Here is a 22071-nt window from a genome sequence, read left to right as displayed (position 1 = left end):
TCACCCGCCCCGCCGCTGCGAGCGCCGCGCCCGCAGCGGGTGAGAACGGAGTGATTGAGGAATGACTGCGACTGCCCTGCCCCCTGGCGCCCTGGCTGGCCTGCGCGTCGTCGAGATGGGTCAGCTGATTGCCGGCCCCTTTGTCGGCAAGACGCTGGGCGACTTTGGCGCCGACGTGATCAAGATCGAAGCCCCCGGCGGTGGCGACCCGCTGCGTGGCTGGCGCCTGGTCAAGAACGGCACCTCGGTCTGGTGGCAGGTGCAGTCGCGCAACAAGCGCTCCATCGCGCTGGACCTGCGCGCCCCCGAGGGCCAGGACATCGCCCGCCAACTCATCGCCGAGGCCGACGTGCTGGTCGAGAACTTCCGACCCGGCACCCTGGAGGGCTGGGGCATGGGCTGGGACGAGCTGTCCAAGCTGAACCCCGGCCTCGTCATGCTGCGCATCTCGGGCTATGGCCAGACCGGCCCCTACAAGGACCGCCCCGGCTTCGGGATGATTGGCGAGGCTGTTGGAGGATTACGCCACCTGACCGGCGAGCCCGGCCGCGTGCCGGTGCGCTGCGGCATCTCCATCGGCGACACGCTGGCCGCCCTGCACGGCGTGATCGGGGTGCTGACCGCGCTCTACCACCACAAGGTCAATGGCGGCCCGGGCCAGGTGATCGACGTGGCCCTGCACGAGGCCGTGTTCAATGTGATGGAGAGCCTGATCCCCGAGTACAGCGCCTTTGGCGCGGTGCGTGAGCCTGCGGGCTCGGCCCTGCCCGGCATCGCGCCCAGCAATGCCTACCCCTGCCAAGACGGCGTGGTGCTGGTGGCCGGCAATGGCGACAGCATCTTCAAGCGCCTGATGACGGCCATTGGCCGCGACGACCTGGGCCAGGACCCGCAGCTCGCCACCAATGCCGGCCGCGTGCAGCGCGTGGCCGAGATCGACGCCGCCATCGGTGCCTGGACCGCCCCGCGCCGGGTGGACGAGGTGCTGGCCGCCTTGGAGGCCGCCAGCGTGCCAGCCGGCAAGGTCTACACCGCCGCCGACATCGCGCACGACCCGCACTACCAGGCGCGCGACATGCTGCTTCAGCAGCCGACGCGCGATGGCGAAACGGTGACCGTGCCCGGCGTCGTCCCCAAGCTGCTGGGCACCCCCGGCAGCCTGCGCATCCCCGCCCCGCGCCTTGGTGAGGACACCGACGCCGTGCTGCGCGAGATCGGGCTGAGTGCCGAGCAGATCAACGCGCTGCGCGAGCGTGGCGTGGTGGCCTGAATCCAGCGCATGAAATTTCCTTCGGTGACCGAGAGCCCCGCTGAGCCCGCATTGCGGCTCGGCCCCAAGCCCGCCAGCCCCGAGGCCCGCACCCGGCGCGCGCTGGGGGTCTCGCTGCTGCTGCATGGCCTGTTGCTCTCGCTGCTGGTGGGCGGCCCCGACGCCGGGGAGCTGGGCTTCAACCTGCCCTGGCAGACGCGGCGCATCGATGCGCCGCCCGTGCCGCAGGCAAGCCCGCTGCGGGTGGTGATCAAGCCAGAGACGCCGGCACAGACACCGGCACCTGCGCTCGAAGTCCCCGCAGCGCCCAGCGCCGCCGCGTCGGCCACGGCCGCCGCCGAGCCCACCACCACGACCGAGTTCATCTGGCGCCCGGTCACCAAGCTGCCGCCGCCCGAGCCCAGCCCGCCCACCGACACCGTCGCCACCGCACCGCCGGCCGCCGCCGACCCCGCGCCGCGCCTGATCACCATCGACCGCCCCGACCGCGCGGGCTGGGCCGTGGCCGCCGCGTCCGCCCCTCTGCCCAGCCCGGCAGCGGCCGAGCAGCCAGCCAGCAGCGCGTCGGCACCCGACATCGCCGCCGATGAGGCCGCACAGCAGCGCACCGCCGCCGAAGCCGAGAAGGCCCGTCTGCGCCTCGAAGCCGAGCGCGCCGAGCGTGCACGGCAAGAACTGGCCCGGCTCGAAGCCCTCAAGCGCGAGACCGCGCTGGAGGAAGCCCGCAAGGACGAGCAGCGCCGCGAGGAGGCGCGGCGCGAGCAAGCCCGCCAGGAAGCCGCCCGGCAAGAAGCCGCCAAGGTCGAGGCCGCCAGGCTCGAAGCCCTGCGCGCCGAAGCCGCGCGCCAGACCGCCGAGAAGCAGGAGGCCGCGCGCCGAGAAGCTGCCAAGGCCGAGGCGGCTCGTCTTGAAGCCGCACGTTTGGAGGCGGCGCGTTCGGAAGCGCTACGCCAGGAAGCCGCTCGGCAAGATGCCGCTCGTGCCGAGGCCGCCAAGGCGGAAGCGGCTCGCCAGGAGCAGGCCCGGCTGGAGCAGCTGCGGCAAGAGCAGGCTCGCCTCGAAGCCGCCAAGTTGGAAGCCGCCCGGCTGGAGGCGGCCAGGCAAGAGGCCAGGCAAGAGGCCGCAAAACAAGAGGCCGCCAGACAGGAGGCTGCCCGCCAAGAAGCGGCGCGCCAGGAAGCCACAAAGCAAGAGGTGGCTCGGCAGGAGGCGGCACGGCAAGAAGCGGCCCGACAAGAAGCCACCAGACAGGAGGCCGCTCGCCAAGCCGCCGCCAAGCTTGAGGCCGCCCGTGCTGCGGGCGCCGCAGCGGCTGCGGCCAAGGCCGAGGAGGAAGCGCGACGCGAGGCCCGGCTGCGCGCCATCGGCCGCCAGCTGGACGAAGAGGCTGCCAAGCGCGACGCCGCCCTCAAGGCGGGCTACAACGCCGCACGCCGGGGCCGGCTCTTTGGCTACACCGACAGCAATGCCGAGCTGGTGCTCTACGCCGAGGCCTTTGCGCGCAAGATCCAGCTCAACCCCACCTTCGACCTGGTCCGGGAGGCCACGCGTGCGCCCTACACCGACCCGCTGGTCACGGTGGCCATCCGCAGCGACGGCAGCGTCGAAACCATCACCTTCGTGCGCCGCAGCGGCGTGCCGCAGCTGGACGATGCCATCGAGCGCGTGATCCGCAGCCTGGAGCGCTACCCGGCCTTCCCGCCCGCGCTGGCGCGCGACTACGACGTGGTCGAGATCCGGCGCAGCTGGCATTTCGACATGGCGATACGCTTGTACTGACCACCACCTCCTGGAAGAACGCCATGCCCGACGACGGATCCAAGCAGTCCAGCACCGTTTGGCCGCTGCCCAAGTTCCGCTTCCAGGTAAGCATCGATGGCGCCAGCGCCAGCTTCACGGAAGTCTCGGGGCTGGACATGGAGGCCCAGGTCATTGAGTACCGCGGGGGCAACAGCAAGGTCTTCAGCCCCGTGAAGATGCCGGGCCTCAAGAAGTTCTCGGACGTGACGCTCAAGCGGGGCGTGGCCACCACCAGCTCCCCGTTCTTTGCGTGGTTCAAGTCGGCAAACCTTGCCAGCGTCGTGCGCAAGGACGTCACCATCAGCTTGCTCGACGAAGCCGGCGGCGTCACCATGGTCTGGACCCTGAGCAACGCCTGGCCCACCAAGATCACCGGCACCGACCTCAAGGCCACGGGCAACGAGGTCGCCATCGAGACGGTGGTGTTGGCGCATGAAGGCCTGCGCGTCGAGGGCCGATGAGCGGCTCAAGCTCTGGCTGGCTCATGCGCCTGCTGGTCCTGGGCCACGCCGCAGGGGCACTGGGCCTGGTGGCTGCTGGCATCTACACCTACCGCTTGCACTGCGAGAGCTTTGCCTGCTTTGCGCTCGGGCTGATGTGGATGGTGTGGGCCGCCGCGCAAGCGCTGACTTTGGGCCTGGGCCTGTGGGCGCGCGCACGCACGCAGGCCGGGAGCGTCTGGCGCCGCTTCACATGGGCCGCGCTCGGCGTGCAAGGCCTGTCCGTCGCGGCGGCGCTGGCCGCCTGGGTGGTGCATCGCTAGCGGGTGTCGAACAGGCCGCCCGTCAAACGTCGTCCTTGGCTCCCTCCAATCACCTTTCACTCAAGAAGGCCCCGCCATGTCCCCCAAGAACACTATCTGCCTCTGGTACGACGGCGCCGCGCTGGAAGCGGCCGAGTTCTATGCCAAGACCTTCCCGAACAGCACGGTGGGCAAGACCTACCGCGCGCCGGGCGACTACCCCTCGGGCGAGGAGGGCCAGATCCTCACGGTCGACTTCACGGTGCTGGGCATCCCCTGCCTGGGGCTGAACGGTGGGCCGGCCTTCCCGCACACCGAGGCTTTCTCCTTCCAGGTCGCCACCGACGACCAGGCCGAGACCGACCGCTACTGGAATGCCATCCTCGAAGGCGGTGGCACCGAAAGCGCCTGCGGCTGGTGCAAGGACAAGTGGGGCCTGAACTGGCAGATCACGCCGCGCGCGCTGATGCAGGCCATCGCCCACCCCGACCCCGCCGCCGCCAAGCGCGCCTTCGCGGCCATGATGGAGATGACCAAGATCGACATCGCCGCCATCGAGGCGGCCGTGCGCGGCTGAGCCCCTGAACCGCTCAGGCGCGCGGCAAGCCGCAGGCCGCCAGCAAAAAGTCGATCAGCACCCGCAGGCGCAGCGGCATGTGGCGCTGGGCAGGGTAGAGCAGCGAGAAGGGCCGTGAGGTGCCGCCAAGTTCGGGCAGCACGGCCTCTAAGCGCCCTTGCTGCAGGTCGTCCTCGACGATGAAGCGGTAGGTCTGCAAGAGTCCGGCGCCATGCCGGGCCAGGGTGACGGCGCCCAGGATGTCTTCCGAGCAGCAGAAGCCGCCGCGCGTGACCTGCTCGAAGTCCGCGCCCTCGCGGCGCAGCAGCCAGGGGATGACCTGGCCGGTGGCGGGCCGCATGAACTGGATGCAGTCATGCGTCTGCAGCTCGTCCAGCACGGCAGGGCGGCCACGGCGGCGCAGGTAGTCGGGCGTGGCCACGATGACGAGCTCGGCGTCTTCGAGCTTGCGTGCGACAAGCCCTGAGTCCAGCAGCGCGCGGCCACGCACCGCGAGGTCGAAGCCCTCGGCCGCGAAGTCGACGTTGCGGTTGGTGAGCTGCACGTCGAGCGTGATGCCCGGGTAGCGCTCGCGGAAGGCGGGCAGCACCGGCAGCACGCGGTGGTGGCCGTAGGACGTGGGCAGGCTGATGCGCACGGCACCCGTGGGCACGCACTGCTCGCCAGTCACCTCGCGCTCGGCCTCCACCAACTGGCCGATGGCCTGGCGGCAGCGCTCGTAGTAGGACTGCCCGCTGTCCGTCAGCCGCACCTGGCGCGTGGTGCGCACCAGCAGGCGCACGCCAAGGCGCTCCTCCAGCCGGCTCACCGAGCGGCTCACCGCCGCCGGCGTCAGCCCCGAGGCCTGAGCTGCCGCCGTGAAGCTGCGCAGCTCGGCCGTGCGGCAGAAGAGTTCGATGCTGCCGAGCTTGAGGTCTTCGAAGTTGCGCGGCATTCATCGCCTCCAGGTAAAAGGTGAAGTGAATCGTCTCATGTTTATTGATTTTGAAGTGCTGAATACCATGCCGGCACGGTCTTCAACCCACGGAGTCAATGACATGAAGCTCTACTTTTCCCCCGGTGCCTGCTCCCTCGCTCCCCACATCGTCCTGCGCGAGGCGGGCCTGCCCTTCGCGCTTGAAAAGGTCGACACCGCCAAGCACACCCTGGCCTCCGGCGCCGACTTCTACGGCATCACCTCCAAGGGCAAAGTGCCCCTGCTGGAGCTGGACGACGGCACCCGCCTGAGCGAGGGCCCGGTGATCGCGCAGTTCATTGCCGACCAGGCCGGCAACGCCAGCCTGATGCCTGGCAGCGGCAGCCTGCAGCGCTACCGCGTGATGGAGTGGCAGAACTACATCACCTCGGAGCTGCACAAGTCCTACACGCCGCTCTTCACCCCCGGCTTCGACGACGCCGCCAAGTCCCTGCACCGCCAGACCCTGCGCCACAAGTTCGAGTGGGTGGATGCCCAACTGGCCGGCCGCGACTACCTGACGGGCGCGGCCTTTACCGCCGCCGACGCCTACCTGTTCACCGTCTCGGGCTGGGCCAAGTACGTGGCGCTCGACCTCTCGGACCTGGCGCACCTGCAGGCCTTCCTGGCCCGTGTGGCAGCCCGGCCGGCGGTGCAGGCGGCGATGAAGGCCGAAGGCCTGCTGGCGGCTTGAACTGCAGGAGCCGACGATGCCCTACGTCCAGATCCAAATCACCCGCGAGGGCGCCACCCCTGCCCAGAAGGCCGCCCTCATCCAGGGCGCCACCGAACTGCTGGTGAAGGTGCTGAACAAGAACCCGGCCACCACCTTCGTCGTCATCGACGAGGTGGACACCGACAACTGGGGCATCGCCGGCGAGACGGTGACGCGGCTGCGGCAGGCCGCCGCAGAGGGCGGGCGGTGAGGCCCGAAATGCGGGCCGAAATAGGACCCGACTTCAGCGCGGTGGAAGCCGTGCTGGCGGCCTACTTCGACGGCCTCTACCAGAGCGACGCCGAGGCCCTGCGGCGCGTCTTCCACCCGGCCGCGCTTTATGCCTGCGCCACCGACGGCGTGCTGCGCAGCCTGCGCATGGACGACTACCTGCCCATGGTCGCGCAGCGCCCGTCACCCGCCTCGCGCGGCGACGCGCGCGCCGACCACATCCTCGCCATCGAGTTCATCGGCCCCGTCACAGCCCTGGCGCGCGTGCAGTGCGTGATCCGCCCCAAGCACTTCACCGACCTGCTCACCCTGGTCCACGTGGATGGCCGCTGGCAGATCATCTCCAAGGTCTTCCACTACGAGCTGGAGGCCGGCGGCCAGAGCCGCTGACGCGCGTCGACATAGCCATGCGCCCTCCAGCGAGGCAAGCAGCTTGGTGCGGGATTTCCGAAGCTGTCTGTGGGCTGACACAACCCTGACATCGACGGCCGCAAGACTGGCCGGACTCAGCGATGCACACCGCGCCGCTGGCCTTCCAAACCCTCACAGGACTGCTCACCCATGTTTGCTCGCACCCGCATCGCCCTGGCCGCCGTGGCCACGCTTGGCGCCTTGGCCGCCCCGGCCCTGGCCGCCACCAGCAACTTCAGCAACTTCACCCCGCTGCCCGCCTCGGCTGGCCCCATCCCCGTGGGTGGCGCGGGCGAAGCCACGCCCCTGCTGCTCTCCAGCCCCAACTTCAGCCAGAAGGCGATTGCCGACCGCACGACGCAGAACACCCTGGTCTCTGGCTCCAACTCGGGCAGCTGGGACATGATCGACACCAACCGCACCGGCCCCAATGCCGGCCGCTACCTGTTCATGCCCTTTGAGACGGGCACGGCCGGCGTGCAGCGTGTGGACCTCTGGGACACCAACTACAGCACCCGCACCGTCACCATCGTGGCACCGGGCACCAACGGCTTCACCTCGGGCGACGCCTCGCGCTGGACCCCCTGGGGCGGCTACCTGACGGCCGAAGAATCCTGGGGCACCGGCAGCAGCAAGGGTCGCCTCTTTGAGGTGACCAACCCGACCACGGCCCTGGCCAATGGCGGCAGCTTCGTCCAGCGCTCGGTCATCCCGCGCGTGTCGCACGAGGGCCTGGCCTTTGACAGCAACAAGGCTCTGTACTTTGTGGACGAGCTCAACGGCGGCGCGGTCTACAAGTACGTGTCCAACAACCCCAATGCCACCAATGGCAACGACTACTTCGCCTCGGGCCAGAGCTTTGTGCTGCGCGTGGGTGCCGGTGGCCAGAACGAGAGCACCGGCGGTGCGCCCAACGTCGGCGCCTCGTCGTGGGTCGCCATCACCAATGCCACGGGCGGCGCCATTGCCGGCGTGTCCACCGTGCTGGGTGACGGCACCATCGACGGCCGCGTGACCGCCGACCACGCCTCCATCAAGAGCACCGGCTTCAACCGCCCCGAGGACCTGGAGATCCAGACCGTGGGCGGCACGCAGCGCCTCTACTTCACCACCACCGACTCGGGCTCCTTCAACGGCGGCAGCAGCCGCGTCTACAACCTCGACGTCGCCACCGGCGAGGTCAAGCTCTTCGTCGACACCAACACCATCGACCTGGCCACCGGCCTCAAGGTGGGCGCCGGCCTGAAGAACGCCGACAACCTGGCCATCGACGCCGACGGCAACATGTACATCATCGAAGACCGCAATGGCGGCCAAGACAACGACGTCTGGTTTGCCCGCGACCTGAACAAGGACGGCGACCTGCTCGACGCCGGTGAAGGCATTGGCCGCTGGGTCAGCAATGGCACACAGGGCTCCGAGACCACGGGCCTGTTCTTCAGCCTGACCGACCCGAACAAGGCCTACATCAACATCCAGCACCCCAGCAGCGGCACTGACCGCCTGATCGAGATCAGCGCCGTGCCCGAGCCCAGCACCTACGCGATGCTGATCGGCGGCCTGGGTCTGGTGGGCTTCGTCGCGCGCCGCCGCAAGGCCTGATCGAGCCCACTCCGGCTCCTCCCCTCACGCTGCCGCGCACCTGGGTCCAAGGCGCGGCAGCGTTCTCACGTCGGGCGCCTTCCAGTCCATCTGCAGGTCGCCCGCAAGGATGCTCACCATGATGTCCGCGCTCACCCGCACTGCTGCCGCCGCTGCATTCACGCTGCTGCTGGCCCACACCGCCACCGCCGCCAGCAGCAGCTACCGCAGCACCGTGCTCGTCGCCAACAGCGAGAAGTACGCCCCCACTGCCTTTGTTGACCCCAACCTCGTCAACCCCTGGGGCCTGGCGCTGCGCCCACCCGGCGCGGGCGGCCATATCTGGGTCAGCAATGCCGGCACCGGCACCACCACCACCTACATCGGCGACGTGGGCGGCACGCCGCTCTACCAAGATGGGCTCAAGGTCGTGCCCATCATCAGCAGCGCGCGCGACCTGCACCCCGACATGCCCCCCGGCGCCGACGGCATGGCCCAGGTCACCGGCCAGGTCTACAACGCCGCCAGCGACCGCCCGGGCCAGCCCGTCGAGTTCTTCGTTCAAGGCCCGGCCATCAACTACGCCAACGGTGCCTCCACCGGCGTCAACGCGGGCGCGGCCAAGTTCGTCTTCGTCACGCAGGACGGCACCATCAACGCCTGGCGCAGCAACACCGCCAGCGGCATGCTCGAAGCCGTCGTCGTCAAGGACTACTCGACGATGGACGATTTCATGGCCCAGGGCCTCAAGGCCCGCCCCGGCTTCAACGGCGTGGCCATGACGACCGACGGCTGGACCCTGAATGCCAAGGGCGAGAAGGTGGCCGACAACCGCCTCTTCGCCGCCGACTTTGCGGCCGGCCGCGTGATGAGCTTCGACAACCAGTGGAACGACATCACCGCCAGCACGCCCTTCGCGCGGCCCACCGGCCTGACCGAGATCTGGCACCCCTTCAACGTCCAGGTGCTGGGTGACGGCCGCGTCTACGTGGCCTGGACCGAGAACGCGCTGGAGATCGACGAGCCCACCGAGGAGATCCCCGGCCTCGGCCGCATCGCCGCCTATGACCGCAACGGCAACCTGCTGCAGGACTACACGGCCAGCAGCAAGCTCAACAACCCCTGGGGCATGGCCATCGCGCCCGACTCCTTCGGCGCCCTGGCCGGCGCGCTGCTGGTGGCCAACTTTGGCGACGGCACCATCGCCGCCTACGACCGCACAACCGGCGCCGACCTCGGCTATGTGCGCGGCCCCGACGGCCAGCCCCTGGTCATCGACGGGATCTGGGGCATCGCCTTCGGCAACGGCGTGGCCCTCGGAGACGCCAACGCGCTGTACTACACGGCCGGCCCGGACGAAGAGCGCGACGGTGTGTTCGGCCGCATCAACCTGACCAGCGCCGTGCCCGAGCCTCAGATCTGGGCCTTGATGTTGGCCGGTGGCGTGTGGCTGGCGCGGCGCGCGCGACGCTGAGCCCACCCAGCCAAGCCCGCCAAACCCAGCAGCGTCAGCGTGGCTGTTGCCGGTTCCGGCACGGCCGGCAGGCTGGCGCTGGCAAAGCCCAGCACGGCCTGCGCACTGACGTCCGTTCCGTTGGGGTCAAAGGCCTCGAGCGACACCATGCGCAAGGTGTGCGAGTAGTCCGCCACGGACGAGAGCGACTCACCAGGGTTGGACACATAGGCGAAGAGCTTGGCCGTTGAAATGAGCTCGAGGTTAAGTGAGAGGCCCTGGTTTTGGGGGTTGCTGAAGAATGAGGGGCCCAAGGTCAAGGTGATGTCCCCATTCGGATCCAGGCTGAGCGCACTCTTTGCGGCGTTGATGCTGTCGTACGGAACCACCACCGTGCTTTGCGAGCCGTCCGACTTCAGCGTCGAAACCACTGACGACGTGAGCGAGGCGTAGGGCTCGAAGGCACCGAAGGACCCGTCCGGGTAGAGGTTGCCCGATCCGACCGAGACCCGAAAGTCTGCTGAAGCGAGGCTCTCCAACGGGTAGGCCGAATGATGTGGATCGTTCAGGTCCAAGGTGCCCGACAGCTGAAAGGTCAGCCGCATTGCAGAAACCGGCTGCTGTGGGTCGAGCCGGATGAAGTCACCAAACTGGGCCCGGGCGATCGCCCAGTTGTATTGCCACTGGTTGTAGGCCGGGGCATTGCCCGTGTTGGTGTTGGTATCGATCTGCGCCAAGGCCTTGAGCTCGGCGTACTGCCCGGGGCTTGGGGCGGTAGCGCTGGCAAGGAGCGTGACCTGGGAGCTCGTCTGACGGTAGATGTGCGTGCAGCCCAGGCTGCTGATTTCGCTGGAGAACCCACGGTCAAGCGAAGAGCCGCAGGCTGCATTGGGTAGGAGGTTGACCCGCGCATCCTGATCCATCGAATAGAGCGCGGTGGACACCGAGGCGCCCAGGGCTTGGGCACCGGTGGCCACCAGGGCCAGCCCGAGCAGCACGCTCAGGCGCGCGAGGGCACTCGCAGGCGAACGCCCGGCCCAAGACGCCATGGGTGAGCCGGGCTTCACCGGAACGATTTCATGCATGCTGTCTCCCGTGGATGCAGATTGAAGTCTATCCCCGCAGATGCATTCGGGCCACCCCACGATTGACCACTGCCAGGCTGCGGTAAGCCTGGCCCGCCTGGCGTCAGTGGCCTGCCACCCAGGCCACCACACGCGCCCGCTCGGCCTCGCTCAGGTGCAAGCCCAGCTTGCTGCGGCGCCACAGCACGTCCTCGCCACTGCGCGCCCATTCGTGGTCGCGCAGGTAGGCCAGCTCGCCCTCGTAGACGCCCGGCGCAACCTCTTCGCCTAAAGGCGCCGCCAGCAGGGTGGCGATGGCTGAGCCATAGGCGTGCGCCCAGCGGCGCAGCAGGGCGGGCGGGTGCTCGGGGTGCTGCGTGGTCAGGGCGCCCACGAAGCGTTCGAAGTCCGCATCCGGCTGCCTCGGCGCACCGATCCAGGCGGAGAGGTCGCCACCGGGCAGCAGCGCACCGCGTGTCCAGGCACCTTGGGTGTTGCCCAGGCGCGGGGCCAGCAGGTCGGCGGCGTCTTCGGCCAGGCGGCGGAAGGTGGTGAGCTTGCCGCCCCAGAGGTTGAGCAGCGGGGCTTGGGCCTCGGGTGCATCCAGCTCCAGCCGGTAGTCGCGTGTCACCTCGGCCGGGTTGCCGTGCTCGTCGTCGAGCAAGGGGCGCACGCCGGCATAGGTCCACAGCACCTGGTCCGGCGTCACGGGCGTGGCGAAGTAGCGGCTGGCCTGGGTGCAGAGGTAGGCGATCTCTTCATCGCTGATGCGCACATGGCCGATGGGGCCGTGGTGCTCGACGTCGGTGGTGCCGATCAGCGTGAAGCGGCCCTCGTAGGGGATGGCAAAGAGGATGCGGCCGTCGGGGTTCTGGAAGATGTAGGCATGGTCGTGCGTGAAGCACTGCGGCACGACGATGTGGCTGCCCTTGACGAGGCGCAGGCTGCGCCGCTCGGGCTCGCCCTGCTTGACGTGCTCGGCCAGGAACTGCGCGGCCCAGGGGCCGGCCGCGTTGACGAGGGCGCGGGCCTGCACCAGCTGCTCTTGGCCCGCCGCGTCGCGCAGCCGCGCCTGCCAATGCTCGCCCACGCGGCGGGCATCGACGCAGGCAGTGCGCGTGAGCACCCTGCTGCCCCGCGCCACCGCGTCCTGCGCGCAGGCCACCACCAGGCGCGCGTCGTCCACCCAGCCGTCGGAGTAGGCAAAGCCCGTGGTCAAACGCGCTTGCAGCGGTGCGCCGGTGGGGTGCTTGCGCAGCTTGAGCCGCTCGGTGCCCGGCAGCCATTCGCGCTTGGCCAGGTGGTCGTACAGAAAGAGCCCGGCCCGGATCATCCAGGCCGGCCGCATGCGTTCGTCATGGGGCATCACAAAGCGCAGCGAGCGCATCAGGTGCGGCGCACTCTTGAGCAGCACCTCGCGCTCGCCCAACGCCTTGGCCACCAGGCGGAACTCGTAGTGCTCCAGGTAGCGCAGCCCGCCGTGGATCAGCTTGCTGGAGGCCGACGAGGTGTGGCTCGCCAGGTCGTGCTGCTCGCACAGCAACACCCGCAAGCCCCGCCCCGCCAGGTCGCGCGCCACGCCCACGCCATTGATGCCGCCGCCGACGACGAAGGCGTCAAAGAGCTCGGGCAAGCGGGGGTGGGCGGCAGCCGTCATGGAGCCTGGATTTTGCAACCCGATGAGCGGCGCTCAGAAGGTCAGCAAGAAGCAGGCGCCGCCCTCGGGCCGGCGCGCGTGCCGCACCGTGCCGCCGAGGCCATGCACCAGCTGGCGCACCACGGCCAGGCCCACGCCGCTGCCGCCAGCGCGGGTCGAGAAGAAGGGCGTGAAGATCTGCGCCTCCAGCCCCGGTGCGATGCCGGGGCCGTTGTCCGCGACGGTGATGCAAAGGCGCGCGCCGCGCGTCAGGCGGGCCTCCAGCTGCAGGCGCGGGGCGGGCCGGCCGGCGCAGGCTTGCAGCGCGTTTTGCGCGAGGTTGATCAGCACCTGTTCAAGCTGCGCGGCATCGGTGCGCAGCACCAGGCTGGCGGGTTCCACGCGCACCTCGACCTGGCCGCCAGCCGCGTGCCAGGCGGGTGCCAGCAGGCGCTGCACGCTCTGCAGCATCGGCTCCAGGGGCAGGTCGGCCAGCGTGGGCGCGGGCGGCTGGCTGACGCTGCGGTAGCGCTCGACAAAGGTTTGCAAATGCGCCGCGCGGCGGGCCAGCGTGGCCAGGGCCGAGGCCAGCTCCTCGTGCTCGCCACCCTCCAGCAAGGGCGGTGCGCTGGATGCCAGCGAGGCAATCGGCGTCAGCGAGTTCATGATCTCGTGGGTCAGCACCTGCACCAGCTGGCGCCAGGCGGTGAGGGCCTCGGTCTCCAGCTCCGATTCGATGGGCGCCAGCGCCGCCAGCCGCCAGGCCTGGCCCTGCACGGTGAGGGCCGACACGGCCAGCACGGCGCGCTCCTGCCCGTGCTCAGTGGGCAGCGTGACAACGCGCCGCCCCGGCTGCGCGTCCAGCAGGGCCAGCAAGGCCGCGACATCGACCGCGCGGCCCGGTGCAATGAGCCGGCGCGCGGCGGCGTTCAAGGCGAGCGGCGCGCTGCCAGCCACCAAGCGCCACAGGGCCAGCGGCGCGTGCTCCAGGGTCGCGTCCAGGTCAGCCCGCGGTGGGGATGACTGGGGCGGTGTCGGCTCGGGCGGCAGTGGCACGGGCCGGTGGGCCAGGCGCGTCAGCGCGGCCCAGCCCCAGGCGGCGGCGATGAGGCCGACCAGCGCACAGGCGACCAGAAGGCGCGGCGAATCGAGCCATGCGCCCACACCGGCGGCGCAAGCGGCCAGCACCAGCGCAGCCAGGGCAACACGCCACTGCTCAGAGCCCATGCTTGTCGAGCCGGCGGTAGAGCGCGGCGCGGCTCAGGCCCAGCAGCTTGGCGGCCTGGCTGATGTTGCCCTCGGCTTGCGCCAGCGCCGTCTGCACGGTCTCGCGCTCGCGCCGGCTGAGGTCGAGGCCGGGTTCGGCAGGCGCCGGCATGGCGAGGTCGGTGAGGCCGAAGTCGGCCCAGGTGAACACCGGCCCGCTGGCCAGCAGCGTGGCGCGCTCGCAGGCCTGGCGCAGCTCGCGCACATTGCCGGGCCAGCGGTAGGCCGCGAGGCGGACCAGCGCCTCGGCATCCACGTGACGGGCAGGCTTGCCACGCGCAAAGTGGGCCAGGTAGTGCCGCACCAGCAGCGCCACATCGGCTGCCCCGCGCTCGCGCAGCGGCGGCACGCGCAGCACGACGGTGTTGAGGCGGTAGAGCAGGTCGGGCCGGAAGTGCCGCGCGTCGAACAGCTCGGCCTCGGGCCGGTTGGTTGCGGCCAGCACGCGCACATCGACGGGCACGGGCTTGTCGCTGCCCACGGGCGTCACCTCGCGGCGTTCCAACGCGGCCAGCAGCTTGGCTTGCTGGGGCAGCGGCAGGTTGCCGATTTCGTCGAGGAGCAGCGTGCCGCCCGACGCCGCCACGAAGCGGCCCGGGCGCGACTCGCGCGCATCGGTGAAGCTGCCGCGCCGGTGGCCGAACAGCTCGCTCTCGACCAGCGCCTCGGGCAGCGCGCCCATGTCCACCGCCAGCAGCGGGCCGGCCGAGCGGGGCGAGGCGCGGTGCAGGGCGCGCGCCACCAGCTCCTTGCCCACGCCGTTCTCGCCCAGGATGAGCACGCTGGCCTCGCTGGCGCCAACGTGCGCGATCTGTGCGCGCAGCGAGCGCATGGCCGCTGACTCGCCGAGCAGTTCGTCCGCCGCTGGCGCTACCGACGCTGCAGGAGCCCGGCGCGCCAACGCGGCCTGCACGCAGGCCTCCAGCCGGTCATTGCGCCAGGGCTTGGTGATGAAGTCCACCGCACCAGCCTTGAGCGCCTGGACGGCCAGCTCAACCTCGGCATAGGCCGTCATGACGATGACCGCCGGTGCATCGCGCCGGGCGACAACCTCGTGCAGCAGGGCCAGCCCGGCCGCCCCGTCGCTGGCACCGGGGGTGAAGTTCATGTCGAGCAACAGCAGCTCGGGCGCGATGGCGTCGAGCGCCGGCATCAGCTCATCGGGCGACTGCCGCACAGCCACCGTCGCCAGCTTGCGCAGGGCCAGCCGCGCGGCCTGCGCCACGTCGGGGTCGTCTTCGAGGATGAGGATGTTCGGCATGGGAGGGCGCGACTCTATGTGGGCCACAGAGCCCGGGCAAGACGGTGTTCGGAATCGGACAGTCGGGGTGTCCATTGGCGGACGCTTTGCACGCCGCCCGCCCGCAGCTCCCCAGGCAAACGAGCTGGTCCGCGTCTTGCACAAGGCAGGACATGACATCGCCCGCCTCCTTGCTCACCTCCTCGTCCACCTGGCGCAGCGCCTGGCGCCAGCTGCGTGGCGAGCCCGCTGCGGCAGCACTCGTCATCAGCGGCCTCGCGCTGGGCCTGGCGCTGACGCTGCTGACGGTGGGCTTCCTGCGCGACACGCTGTGGCCCGACGCGCAGCTGCCGCAGGTGGACCGGCTCGTGTCCTTCGAATGGCGCGTGCGCGGCCCCGGCGGCGGCCACTCTGAATGGTGGAGCGAGGTGCCCACCACGGCACTGAGCCGCGCCTTGCGCGATACGGGCGCGCCGGTGGCCGAGATGAGCCGCGTCATCGTCTTCCCGCTGCTGATCAGCGCGGTGGATGCACAAGGCGCCCAGCACCACGCGCGCCTGGTCTCCGTCCTGGCCGACCCCGACCTCGAAGCGCTGTTCGGCATCCGCCCCATCGCCGGCGACCTGCGCGCCGCGCTGAACTCGCCCGACGGCGTGGCACTGACCGAGGACGGCGCGAACCGCTTGTTCGGCACGACCAAGGTCGTCGGCCGGCCGGTCACCATCTCCACCACCGTGGAGGGCGCACCCGGCCAGGCGCAGGCCGCCTTGATCACGCTGACGGTGATGGCCGTCATCCCTTCGCCCAACCTCAACTCCACGCTGATCTACGACGCCCTCGCGGGCTTCAACGCGCCGGCGGCCAAGGCCGTTGTGGACCGCAGCCAAGGCTGGCATTGGGGCAACGGCCGCCTCTACGCGCGCCTGCAGCCCGGCGCGACGGCGGCGCAGATGAGCGAGCTGGCCCAGCACCTGCTCGAACAGCAAGCGCCGCCCAAGGGCATGCCGGCCGACTTCCTGAAGGGGGGCGGCTGGTGGGCCTCGCTGCGCGCGGTGCTGGTGCCGGACATCGGCCTGCACGGCGCGGGCAGCGGTGACCGCCGGCTGCGGCTCGGTGGCCTGGCCACGGCGGCGGCCGGGGTGCTGGCACTGGCCATCATCAACTTCGTCAACCTGTGGAGCGTGCGCACGCTGCGCCGCCAGCGCGAGATCGGCCTGCGCAAGTCGCTCGGCGCCGATGCCCCGGCCCTGGGCCTGCAATTCTTTGCCGAGGCGCTGGCCGTGGCGGGCCTCGCGGGTCTGCTGGGCCTGCTGCTGGCCTGGTGGGCCGAGCCTGCGGTGTCAGTGCTGATGCAGCACAGCTTCGACGCGCCGGTGCTGTCACCGGCCTCGGTGGCGCTCACCGGCTTGCTGTGCGTGCTCATCGCGGCGCTGAGTGCGCTGCCGCTGACGCACATCGCGCTGCGCGTGCGGCCGGCGGAGTCGCTGGCCGGCCGCAGCCACAGCGAGGGCCGCGCCAGCCGCTGGCTGCGCCGCGTGATGACGACCGTGCAGTTTGGCGCCGCCGCGCTGTTCGCCGCCATGGCAATCACCGTGGCCTGGCAGGCGCGGCATGTGGCCGACATGCCCCGTGGCTTCGCGGTGGACGACCGCCTCGCCGTGGACCTGCCGCCGGAGACGATGCCGGCGCAGACGCAGTCGCTGCTGGCCCGGCTCCACACCTGGCCCGACGTCGTCGCTGCAGCGGCCTCGCACGATGTGCCCGGCCGCGACTTGAGGAAGTGGTACTCGCAGTTCAGCGGGCCGAGCGGTCAGCCCGTGAACCTGCGCACCGGGCTGGACTTCACGCCCGGCTGGCTGGAGCTGTACGGCGTGCGCCTGCTGGCCGGCCGCTTGACGGCCGACCACCGTGCCGAAATGGCGCAGAACGCCGCCGTGCTGGACCGCACAGCAGCGGCGCTGCTGGGCTTTGCAAACCCCGAGGCCGCCATCGGGCAGACGGTGAACGTGAACCCGGAGTACCTCGGCGGCCGGCCGGTGACCGTCGTGGCCGTCATCGACGACCTGCGCTTTGACCGGCCGCGCCTGCCGCGCTCGCCCAGCATCCTGACGCCCGTCGTCGAAGGCCCGGGCGTCATCAGCGTGCACAGCCGCGACCCGGCACTGACCCGCCGCAAGCTCGCCGACCTCATCAACGGCATGCTGCCGGCCGCCCAGGCCCAGGTGCTGTCGGTGCGCGAGCACCAGGCCACGACCATGGCCGAAGACACGCGCATCGGCACCCTCATCGGCGTGACCGGCCTGCTCGCCCTGCTGCTGGCCGCCGTGGGCATCTACGCGCTGGCCGCCTACCTGCTCCGCCTGCGTGAGCGCGAGATCGTGCTGCGCAAGCTGCATGGGGCGGGCCCTAGCGCCATCACCCGGCTGCTGACGCGGGAGTTCGCCGGCGTGCTGCTGGCGGCCTGCGTGGTGGCGCTGCCGGTGGCGGCCTTGATCACGCAGGGCTATCTCAGCGGCTTCGTCGAGCGTGCGCCGGTGGGGCCAGGGTCGGTGTGGGTGCTGCTGGCGTCTGTGGCGCTGCTGGCGGTGGTGACGGCGCTGGCCGTGGCCCGCCATCTGCGCGCTGCCTTGGCGCTGCGCCCCTTGCAAGCGCTGCGCGGCTGAACACGAGATGAGTGCCGTGCTGAGCTCTGGCGCCGCGATGGACCGCCGCGTGGCCGTGCCGCGCCGCTACGGCCTGTTCGCGCTCGCCTTTGTCGCGGCCTTGGCGGTGATGTTGCTTCTGGTGCGCTGGTGGCCGCGCGGCGTGCCTGTGGCGAAGGCTGACGTGGAGATCGCAGCGGCCAAACCTGGTGTGTTCCGCGACGTCGTCGTCGGCCGCGCCTTGGCGCAGCCGCTGCAGTCCGTGCTGCTCGACGCCAGCGAAGACGGCCGGGTCGAGCAGGTGCTGGTGAAGGACGGCGCACGGGTCGAGGCCGGCCAGTTGCTGGTGGTGTTGAGCAGCACGCAGCGCGCGCAGGAGCTGATGGCGCGCTCCAGCGAGGCGGCGCAGCAGCTGGCCAACTTCTCGACCCTGCGCGCCGCGTGGATGCAGGCCCAGGCGGTGCTGCGCCGCTCGCTGACCGAGGGCGAGTCAGAGCTGGGACGCGCGCGCCGCCTGCACCAGCGCAACCAGGAGCTGGCGGCCACGGGCTTTTTGTCGCCCTCGGCGCTGGAGGACTCGGCCGACCGGCTCAGCCTGGCCGAGCGCCTGGTGGCGCAGCAGCAGCTGGATGGCCGTGGCGAGCTGGCCGTGCGCGAGCAGTCAGTCCAGGCCATGCAGCGCGCCGTGACGGACCTCAACAGGCGGCTGGACGCCATGCGCGCGGCCAGCGAGGGCCTGGCCGTGCGCGCGCCCGTAGGCGGCCGCGTCACGGGCTTGACCCTGCAGGTGGGTGAGAGCGTGCGCAGCGGCACGCGCATCGCGCGACTGGACAGCCTGGGCCGCTTCAAGCTGGAACTGCGCCTCGACGAGTTCCACCTCGGCCGCGTGCGTGAAGGCCTGGCCGCGTTGCTCACGCACGAGGGGCGCGAGCACCAGCTGCGCGTGGCCCGCATCGACCCGCAGGTCAAGGACGGCCGCTTCAGCATCGAGCTCAGCTTTGATGGCGACCCGCCGCCCTTGCAGGTGGGCCAGGGGCTGGACGTGCGCCTGACCCTGGGCGAGGCCAAACCGGCGCTGCTGCTGCCGGACCGCGGCTTCTACGCCGACACCGGCGGCGCCTGGGCCTTTGTGCTGGACGCCGACGGCCGCCACGCCCCGCGCCGCCCGCTGCAACTGGGGCGCCGTGCCGACGGCGTCGTCGAAGTGCTGGGCGGCCTGCAGCCTGGCGAGCAGGTTGTCGTCTCCCCGTATCGCGCCTTCGTGGGCGCATCAGCCTTGGATCTCCACTGACCATGTTCACGCTAAAACACCTCAGCAAGACCTTCCGCTCTGGCGACATCGAGACCACGGCGCTGGACCGCATCGACCTGGAAATCGAGGCCGGTGAGTACCTGGCTATCACCGGGCCATCCGGCTGCGGCAAGTCCACGTTGTTGGGCATCCTCGGCTTGCTGGATGCGCCGAGCAGCGGTGAGTACTGGTTTGACGGCCAGGACGTGGCCCGCTGGAGCGAGCGCCAGCTCAACACCCTGCGCCGGGGCCGCATCGGCTTCGTGTTCCAGAGCTTCAACCTCATCGACGACCTCAGCGTGGCCGAGAACATCACGCTGGCGCTGGAGTACGGCGACCTGCCCACCCGCGCGCGCCGCGCGCGGGTGGCCGAGGTGATGGAGCGCCTGGGGCTCACGCACCGCGCCGGCCACCGGCCCAGCCAGCTCAGCGGCGGGCAGCAGCAGCGCGTGGCCATCGCCCGTGCCATCGCCGCGCGGCCCGCGCTGCTGCTGGCCGACGAGCCCACCGGCAACCTCGACAGCGCGCATGGCGCCGAGGTGATGCGCCTGCTGCGCGAGCTGAACGCCGAGGGCACGACGCTGGTGATGGTGACCCACTCGCCCGAGCACGCCGCGCAGGCCTCGCGCAGCTTGCGGCTGCTGGACGGGCGGGTGGTGGTGGATGCCGTGGCGGCACTGGCATGAAGCGCGCTGGCTGGGTCCCGCTGCTGCTGTTGGCGGCAGCCCCTCACGCGCTGGCCCAGTCCCAGTCGCTCGACCTCGCCAGCGAGCTGGCCCACGGCGGCACCGGCGTCTGGGTGATCGGTGCGCTCTCGGTGCTGGCCGTCGCGGTGACGCTGGAGCGGCTGACGCGCTTTCGCGCGGGCCGTCTAGCACCGCCGGGACTGGTGGACGAGGTGCTGCCGCTCTGGCGCGCCGGCGACTTCGCCGCCGTCGAGGCTGAGCTGGCCCGGCGGCCCAGCGCCCTGGCCCGCGTGCTGGCCTACCTGGTGCAGCACCGCAAGGCCGAGCCGGCCGCGCTCTCGACCCGCGCGGGCGACATCGCCTCGCTGGCGCTGCGCGAGCAGCAGCAGCGCGCCTACCCGCTGGCCGTGGTGGCCACCATCGCGCCCATCGTCGGCTTGCTGGGCACGGTAGTCGGCATGATCGAGGCCTTCCATGCCATCGCCTTTGCTAGCGGTCTCGGAGACCCGGCCGTGCTGGCCAGTGGCATCTCCAAGGCCTTGGTCAACACGGCGGCGGGCCTCTCGGTCGCGCTGCCGGCGCTGGGCATGCACCACTTCTTCAAGCACCGGCTGACGCTCATCGGCCTGGCGCTGGAGCGCGAGGTGAACCGCGTGTTCGACGAGGTGTTGATCGAGTCGCATGGAAACGCCGGGCCGCCCCAAGTTTCCATGACCCCCTCGGGGGGCGGGCTGGACGCAGGCCAGCCCTGGGGGCACACAGTGACCGAACGCGATGCGCATTGAACTGGGTCACGACGAGGAGCCCGAGATCGGCCTGATCGCGCTGATCGACTGCATCTTCTTCTTGCTGATGTTCTTCATGGTCGCCACCTCCTTCAAGCAGCAGGACGGCCAGAAGAAGCAAAAAGACATCCCCATCCTGCTGCCGGCCTCGCAGGCCAGCCTCGTCAAGGCCGAGGCCGCGCCCACCGAGCCGCTGGTGCTGATGATCGACGCGCAAGGCGGCGTCTACCTCGACAAGCAAAAGCTCAGCCTCCAGACCCTGCACGACCGCCTGCGCGACGAGGCCGCCAAGAACCCCACCCGCCCCATCCGCCTCGACGGCGACCGCCGCACGCCCTACCAGCACATCGTCCACGTGCTGGACCTGTGCCAGTTCGAAGGCCTGACCCAGGTGTCGCTGCGCACCCAGCCATGAGGCAAAGCTCGGGTGTGGAGTTGCTGCGTGCGGCCTGGGGCGCGCTGCGTCGCCAGGCTTTCGTGCTCGGCTCGCTGGCGCTGCATGCACTCATCGCGTTGTGGGGCTGGCAGCTGGGCGTGCAGGCGCAGGCAGCGACCGAGCGCGCTCAGGCTGCCACGGCCGAGGCGCGGCTGCAGGCGGCGCGCAAAGAGCAGGTCCAGCGCCACGAACAGCAGTTGGAGCAGCTCCGCAAGCAGCTGGGCAGCCAGGTGCCGGCGGCAGCAGCCAACCCCGCCAGCAGCCCCCTGGAACGCGCCGAGGCGCTGACCAAGGCCCTGGAAGACACCGAGCGGCAAGCCCGCATCAAGGACCTGGCCCGCCTGCTCAAGATCTCGCAAGAGAAGGCCACCGCCCAGGTCCGGCTCGAAGAAGCCAAGCGCATGAAGCCCCCGCCTGCCGACGCCGCCCAGGCGCTGGCGCAGCTGGTGCAACGCGCCCGCGATGCGGCCGAGAGCCGGCAGGCCCGCGAGCAGCGTGAGCGCGATGGCGTCAAGGTGGCGGGCCTGGCCGGGCAGGGGCCGTCGAGCGCTGGTTCGGGCGCTGGTTCAGGTGCTGGTTCGGGTGCTGGTTCACGCGCTGGATCAGGCGCTGGCTCAACCGCCTACTACGACGGCAAGCCCGACGGCGGCTGGTGGGTGGCCGACCCGGACGGCGCGTCCGCCACCGAGGTGGACTACCGGCGACGCTACGACCGCTTCGCCAAACCGCCCCCGCTCGACACCGCCGACCTGCACCTGGCGTCTGAGACGCGCAGCTTCGGCCCCGGCGGGCCGTTCACCAACCGCGTCTACCTCAACCGCTGGAACGTGATCGGGCCCTTCCACGCGGAAGACCCCCGCGCCATCAACACCGTCTACCCGCCCGAGGTCGCCGTCGACTTGGACGGCGTCTACCCCGGCAAGCGCGGCCTGGTCCGCTGGGCCCCGCAGCAAAGCAGCAGCTACCCCTTCCTGCCCGAGCCCCTGGCCATGAACGCCATCTACTACGCCGCCACCGAGCTGCGCGTGGACCGCGACATGGACGTCTGGCTCGACATCGGCGCCGACGACGACACCAAGCTCTGGCTCAACGACGAGCTGGTCTGGTTCAGCGCCATGGACAAGCCCTGGTACCACCAGTGGTACCGGAACATGCACACCGAGCGCGCCAACTACGCCATGGTCGAAGGCCGCGTGCGCGTCAGCCTGCGCGCGGGCCGCAACCGCTTGCTGCTCAAGCTCTACAACGTGCAGTCGGCCACTTTCTTTGGGGTGGTGTTGGCGCCGTAGG

The 22071-nt window shown here is 70.5% G+C and carries 20 protein-coding genes and 2 pseudogenes; 17 read left to right on the top strand and 5 right to left on the bottom strand.

What is annotated here, in order from left to right; genetic code table 11:
- Positions 1-61 precede the first annotated feature (61 nt).
- From ABDJ85_RS04250 to ABDJ85_RS04230, 5 genes are all read left to right on the top strand, one after another.
- Complete coding sequence (locus tag ABDJ85_RS04250; protein WP_347703490.1) at positions 62-1270, top strand: CaiB/BaiF CoA transferase family protein; 1209 nt, start codon at positions 62-64, stop codon at positions 1268-1270.
- Between the two features lie 9 nt (positions 1271-1279).
- Positions 1280-3049, top strand: coding sequence for a TonB C-terminal domain-containing protein (locus tag ABDJ85_RS04245; protein WP_347703489.1), 1770 nt, complete (start codon positions 1280-1282; stop codon positions 3047-3049).
- Positions 3050-3072: 23 nt separating this feature from the next.
- Complete coding sequence (locus ABDJ85_RS04240; RefSeq protein ID WP_347703488.1) at positions 3073-3531, top strand: phage tail protein; 459 nt, start codon at positions 3073-3075, stop codon at positions 3529-3531.
- A 23-nt stretch (positions 3532-3554) separates the two neighbouring features.
- Entirely contained in the window at positions 3555-3833 is a 279-nt protein-coding gene (locus ABDJ85_RS04235) for a hypothetical protein (RefSeq protein WP_347703487.1), read from the top strand.
- Between the two features lie 76 nt (positions 3834-3909).
- Positions 3910-4389, top strand: a complete 480-nt coding sequence (locus tag ABDJ85_RS04230) for a VOC family protein (RefSeq protein ID WP_347703486.1) — start codon at positions 3910-3912, stop codon at positions 4387-4389.
- 13 nt (positions 4390-4402) lie between these two features.
- Here the strand turns inward: ABDJ85_RS04230 and ABDJ85_RS04225 are convergent, their stop codons facing one another.
- Positions 4403-5323 (bottom strand): LysR family transcriptional regulator, encoded by a 921-nt coding sequence (locus tag ABDJ85_RS04225; RefSeq protein ID WP_347703485.1) that lies wholly within the window; start codon positions 5321-5323, stop codon positions 4403-4405.
- A 103-nt stretch (positions 5324-5426) separates the two neighbouring features.
- On the opposite strand from ABDJ85_RS04225, the gene gstA reads away from it, so the two are divergent.
- From gstA to ABDJ85_RS04200, 6 genes and pseudogenes are all read left to right on the top strand, one after another.
- A complete protein-coding gene (gene gstA / locus ABDJ85_RS04220) occupies positions 5427-6038 on the top strand; it encodes a glutathione transferase GstA (RefSeq protein WP_347703484.1) in 612 nt (203 codons plus the stop codon).
- A 16-nt stretch (positions 6039-6054) separates the two neighbouring features.
- Positions 6055-6270 carry a tautomerase family protein gene (locus ABDJ85_RS04215; RefSeq protein ID WP_347703483.1) on the top strand — a complete coding sequence of 72 codons (216 nt, stop codon included), beginning with the start codon at positions 6055-6057 and terminating at the stop codon, positions 6268-6270.
- An 8-nt stretch (positions 6271-6278) separates the two neighbouring features.
- Complete coding sequence (locus ABDJ85_RS04210) at positions 6279-6680, top strand: nuclear transport factor 2 family protein (protein WP_347703482.1); 402 nt, start codon at positions 6279-6281, stop codon at positions 6678-6680.
- A gap of 171 nt (positions 6681-6851) precedes the next feature.
- A pseudogene (locus tag ABDJ85_RS04205) lies at positions 6852-8174 on the top strand (alkaline phosphatase PhoX); the annotation flags it as partial.
- Between the two features lie 33 nt (positions 8175-8207).
- Positions 8208-8303 (top strand): annotated as a pseudogene (locus tag ABDJ85_RS20330) (FxDxF family PEP-CTERM protein); the annotation flags it as partial.
- A gap of 118 nt (positions 8304-8421) precedes the next feature.
- Positions 8422-9756: a TIGR03118 family protein gene (locus tag ABDJ85_RS04200; RefSeq protein WP_347703480.1), complete on the top strand. Its 1335-nt coding sequence runs from the start codon at positions 8422-8424 to the stop codon at positions 9754-9756.
- On the opposite strand, the gene ABDJ85_RS04195 is transcribed toward ABDJ85_RS04200, so the two are convergent.
- From ABDJ85_RS04195 to ABDJ85_RS04180, 4 genes are all read right to left on the bottom strand, one after another.
- On the bottom strand, positions 9696-10820 hold the full coding sequence (locus ABDJ85_RS04195; RefSeq protein WP_347703479.1) for a PEP-CTERM sorting domain-containing protein: 1125 nt from the start codon (positions 10818-10820) through the stop codon (positions 9696-9698). The two genes, ABDJ85_RS04200 and ABDJ85_RS04195, sit on opposite strands and share 61 nt — an antisense overlap.
- Positions 10821-10923: 103 nt before the next feature.
- Entirely contained in the window at positions 10924-12456 is a 1533-nt protein-coding gene (gene glpD / locus ABDJ85_RS04190; RefSeq protein WP_347703478.1) for a glycerol-3-phosphate dehydrogenase, read from the bottom strand.
- A 33-nt stretch (positions 12457-12489) separates the two neighbouring features.
- Positions 12490-13662 carry a sensor histidine kinase gene (locus ABDJ85_RS04185; RefSeq protein ID WP_347703477.1) on the bottom strand — a complete coding sequence of 391 codons (1173 nt, stop codon included), beginning with the start codon at positions 13660-13662 and terminating at the stop codon, positions 12490-12492.
- Entirely contained in the window at positions 13652-14962 is a 1311-nt protein-coding gene (locus tag ABDJ85_RS04180; protein ID WP_347703476.1) for a sigma-54-dependent transcriptional regulator, read from the bottom strand. The genes ABDJ85_RS04185 and ABDJ85_RS04180 overlap by 11 nt, the downstream gene beginning before the upstream one ends.
- A gap of 152 nt (positions 14963-15114) precedes the next feature.
- On the opposite strand from ABDJ85_RS04180, the gene ABDJ85_RS04175 reads away from it, so the two are divergent.
- From ABDJ85_RS04175 to ABDJ85_RS04150, 6 genes are read left to right on the top strand one after another with little or no spacing between them, the layout of a single operon-like run.
- On the top strand, positions 15115-17604 hold the full coding sequence (locus ABDJ85_RS04175; RefSeq protein WP_347703475.1) for an FtsX-like permease family protein: 2490 nt from the start codon (positions 15115-15117) through the stop codon (positions 17602-17604).
- Between the two features lie 7 nt (positions 17605-17611).
- A complete protein-coding gene (locus ABDJ85_RS04170; RefSeq protein ID WP_347703474.1) occupies positions 17612-18874 on the top strand; it encodes an efflux RND transporter periplasmic adaptor subunit in 1263 nt (420 codons plus the stop codon).
- A gap of 2 nt (positions 18875-18876) precedes the next feature.
- Positions 18877-19560 carry an ABC transporter ATP-binding protein gene (locus tag ABDJ85_RS04165; RefSeq protein ID WP_347703473.1) on the top strand — a complete coding sequence of 228 codons (684 nt, stop codon included), beginning with the start codon at positions 18877-18879 and terminating at the stop codon, positions 19558-19560.
- Positions 19557-20345 carry a MotA/TolQ/ExbB proton channel family protein gene (locus ABDJ85_RS04160; RefSeq protein WP_347703472.1) on the top strand — a complete coding sequence of 263 codons (789 nt, stop codon included), beginning with the start codon at positions 19557-19559 and terminating at the stop codon, positions 20343-20345. The genes ABDJ85_RS04165 and ABDJ85_RS04160 overlap by 4 nt, the downstream gene beginning before the upstream one ends.
- Positions 20335-20760: an ExbD/TolR family protein gene (locus ABDJ85_RS04155; protein ID WP_347703471.1), complete on the top strand. Its 426-nt coding sequence runs from the start codon at positions 20335-20337 to the stop codon at positions 20758-20760. The genes ABDJ85_RS04160 and ABDJ85_RS04155 overlap by 11 nt, the downstream gene beginning before the upstream one ends.
- Positions 20757-22070 (top strand): hypothetical protein, encoded by a 1314-nt coding sequence (locus ABDJ85_RS04150; RefSeq protein WP_347703470.1) that lies wholly within the window; start codon positions 20757-20759, stop codon positions 22068-22070. The genes ABDJ85_RS04155 and ABDJ85_RS04150 overlap by 4 nt, the downstream gene beginning before the upstream one ends.
- The last annotated feature ends 1 nt before the right edge of the window (position 22071 follow it).

Source organism: Roseateles paludis (assembly GCF_039872745.1).
GTDB lineage: Bacteria > Pseudomonadota > Gammaproteobacteria > Burkholderiales > Burkholderiaceae_C > Pelomonas > Pelomonas paludis.
Note: the sequence above shows the minus strand (reverse complement) of the source record. Positions and strands in the feature narration are given on the sequence as shown.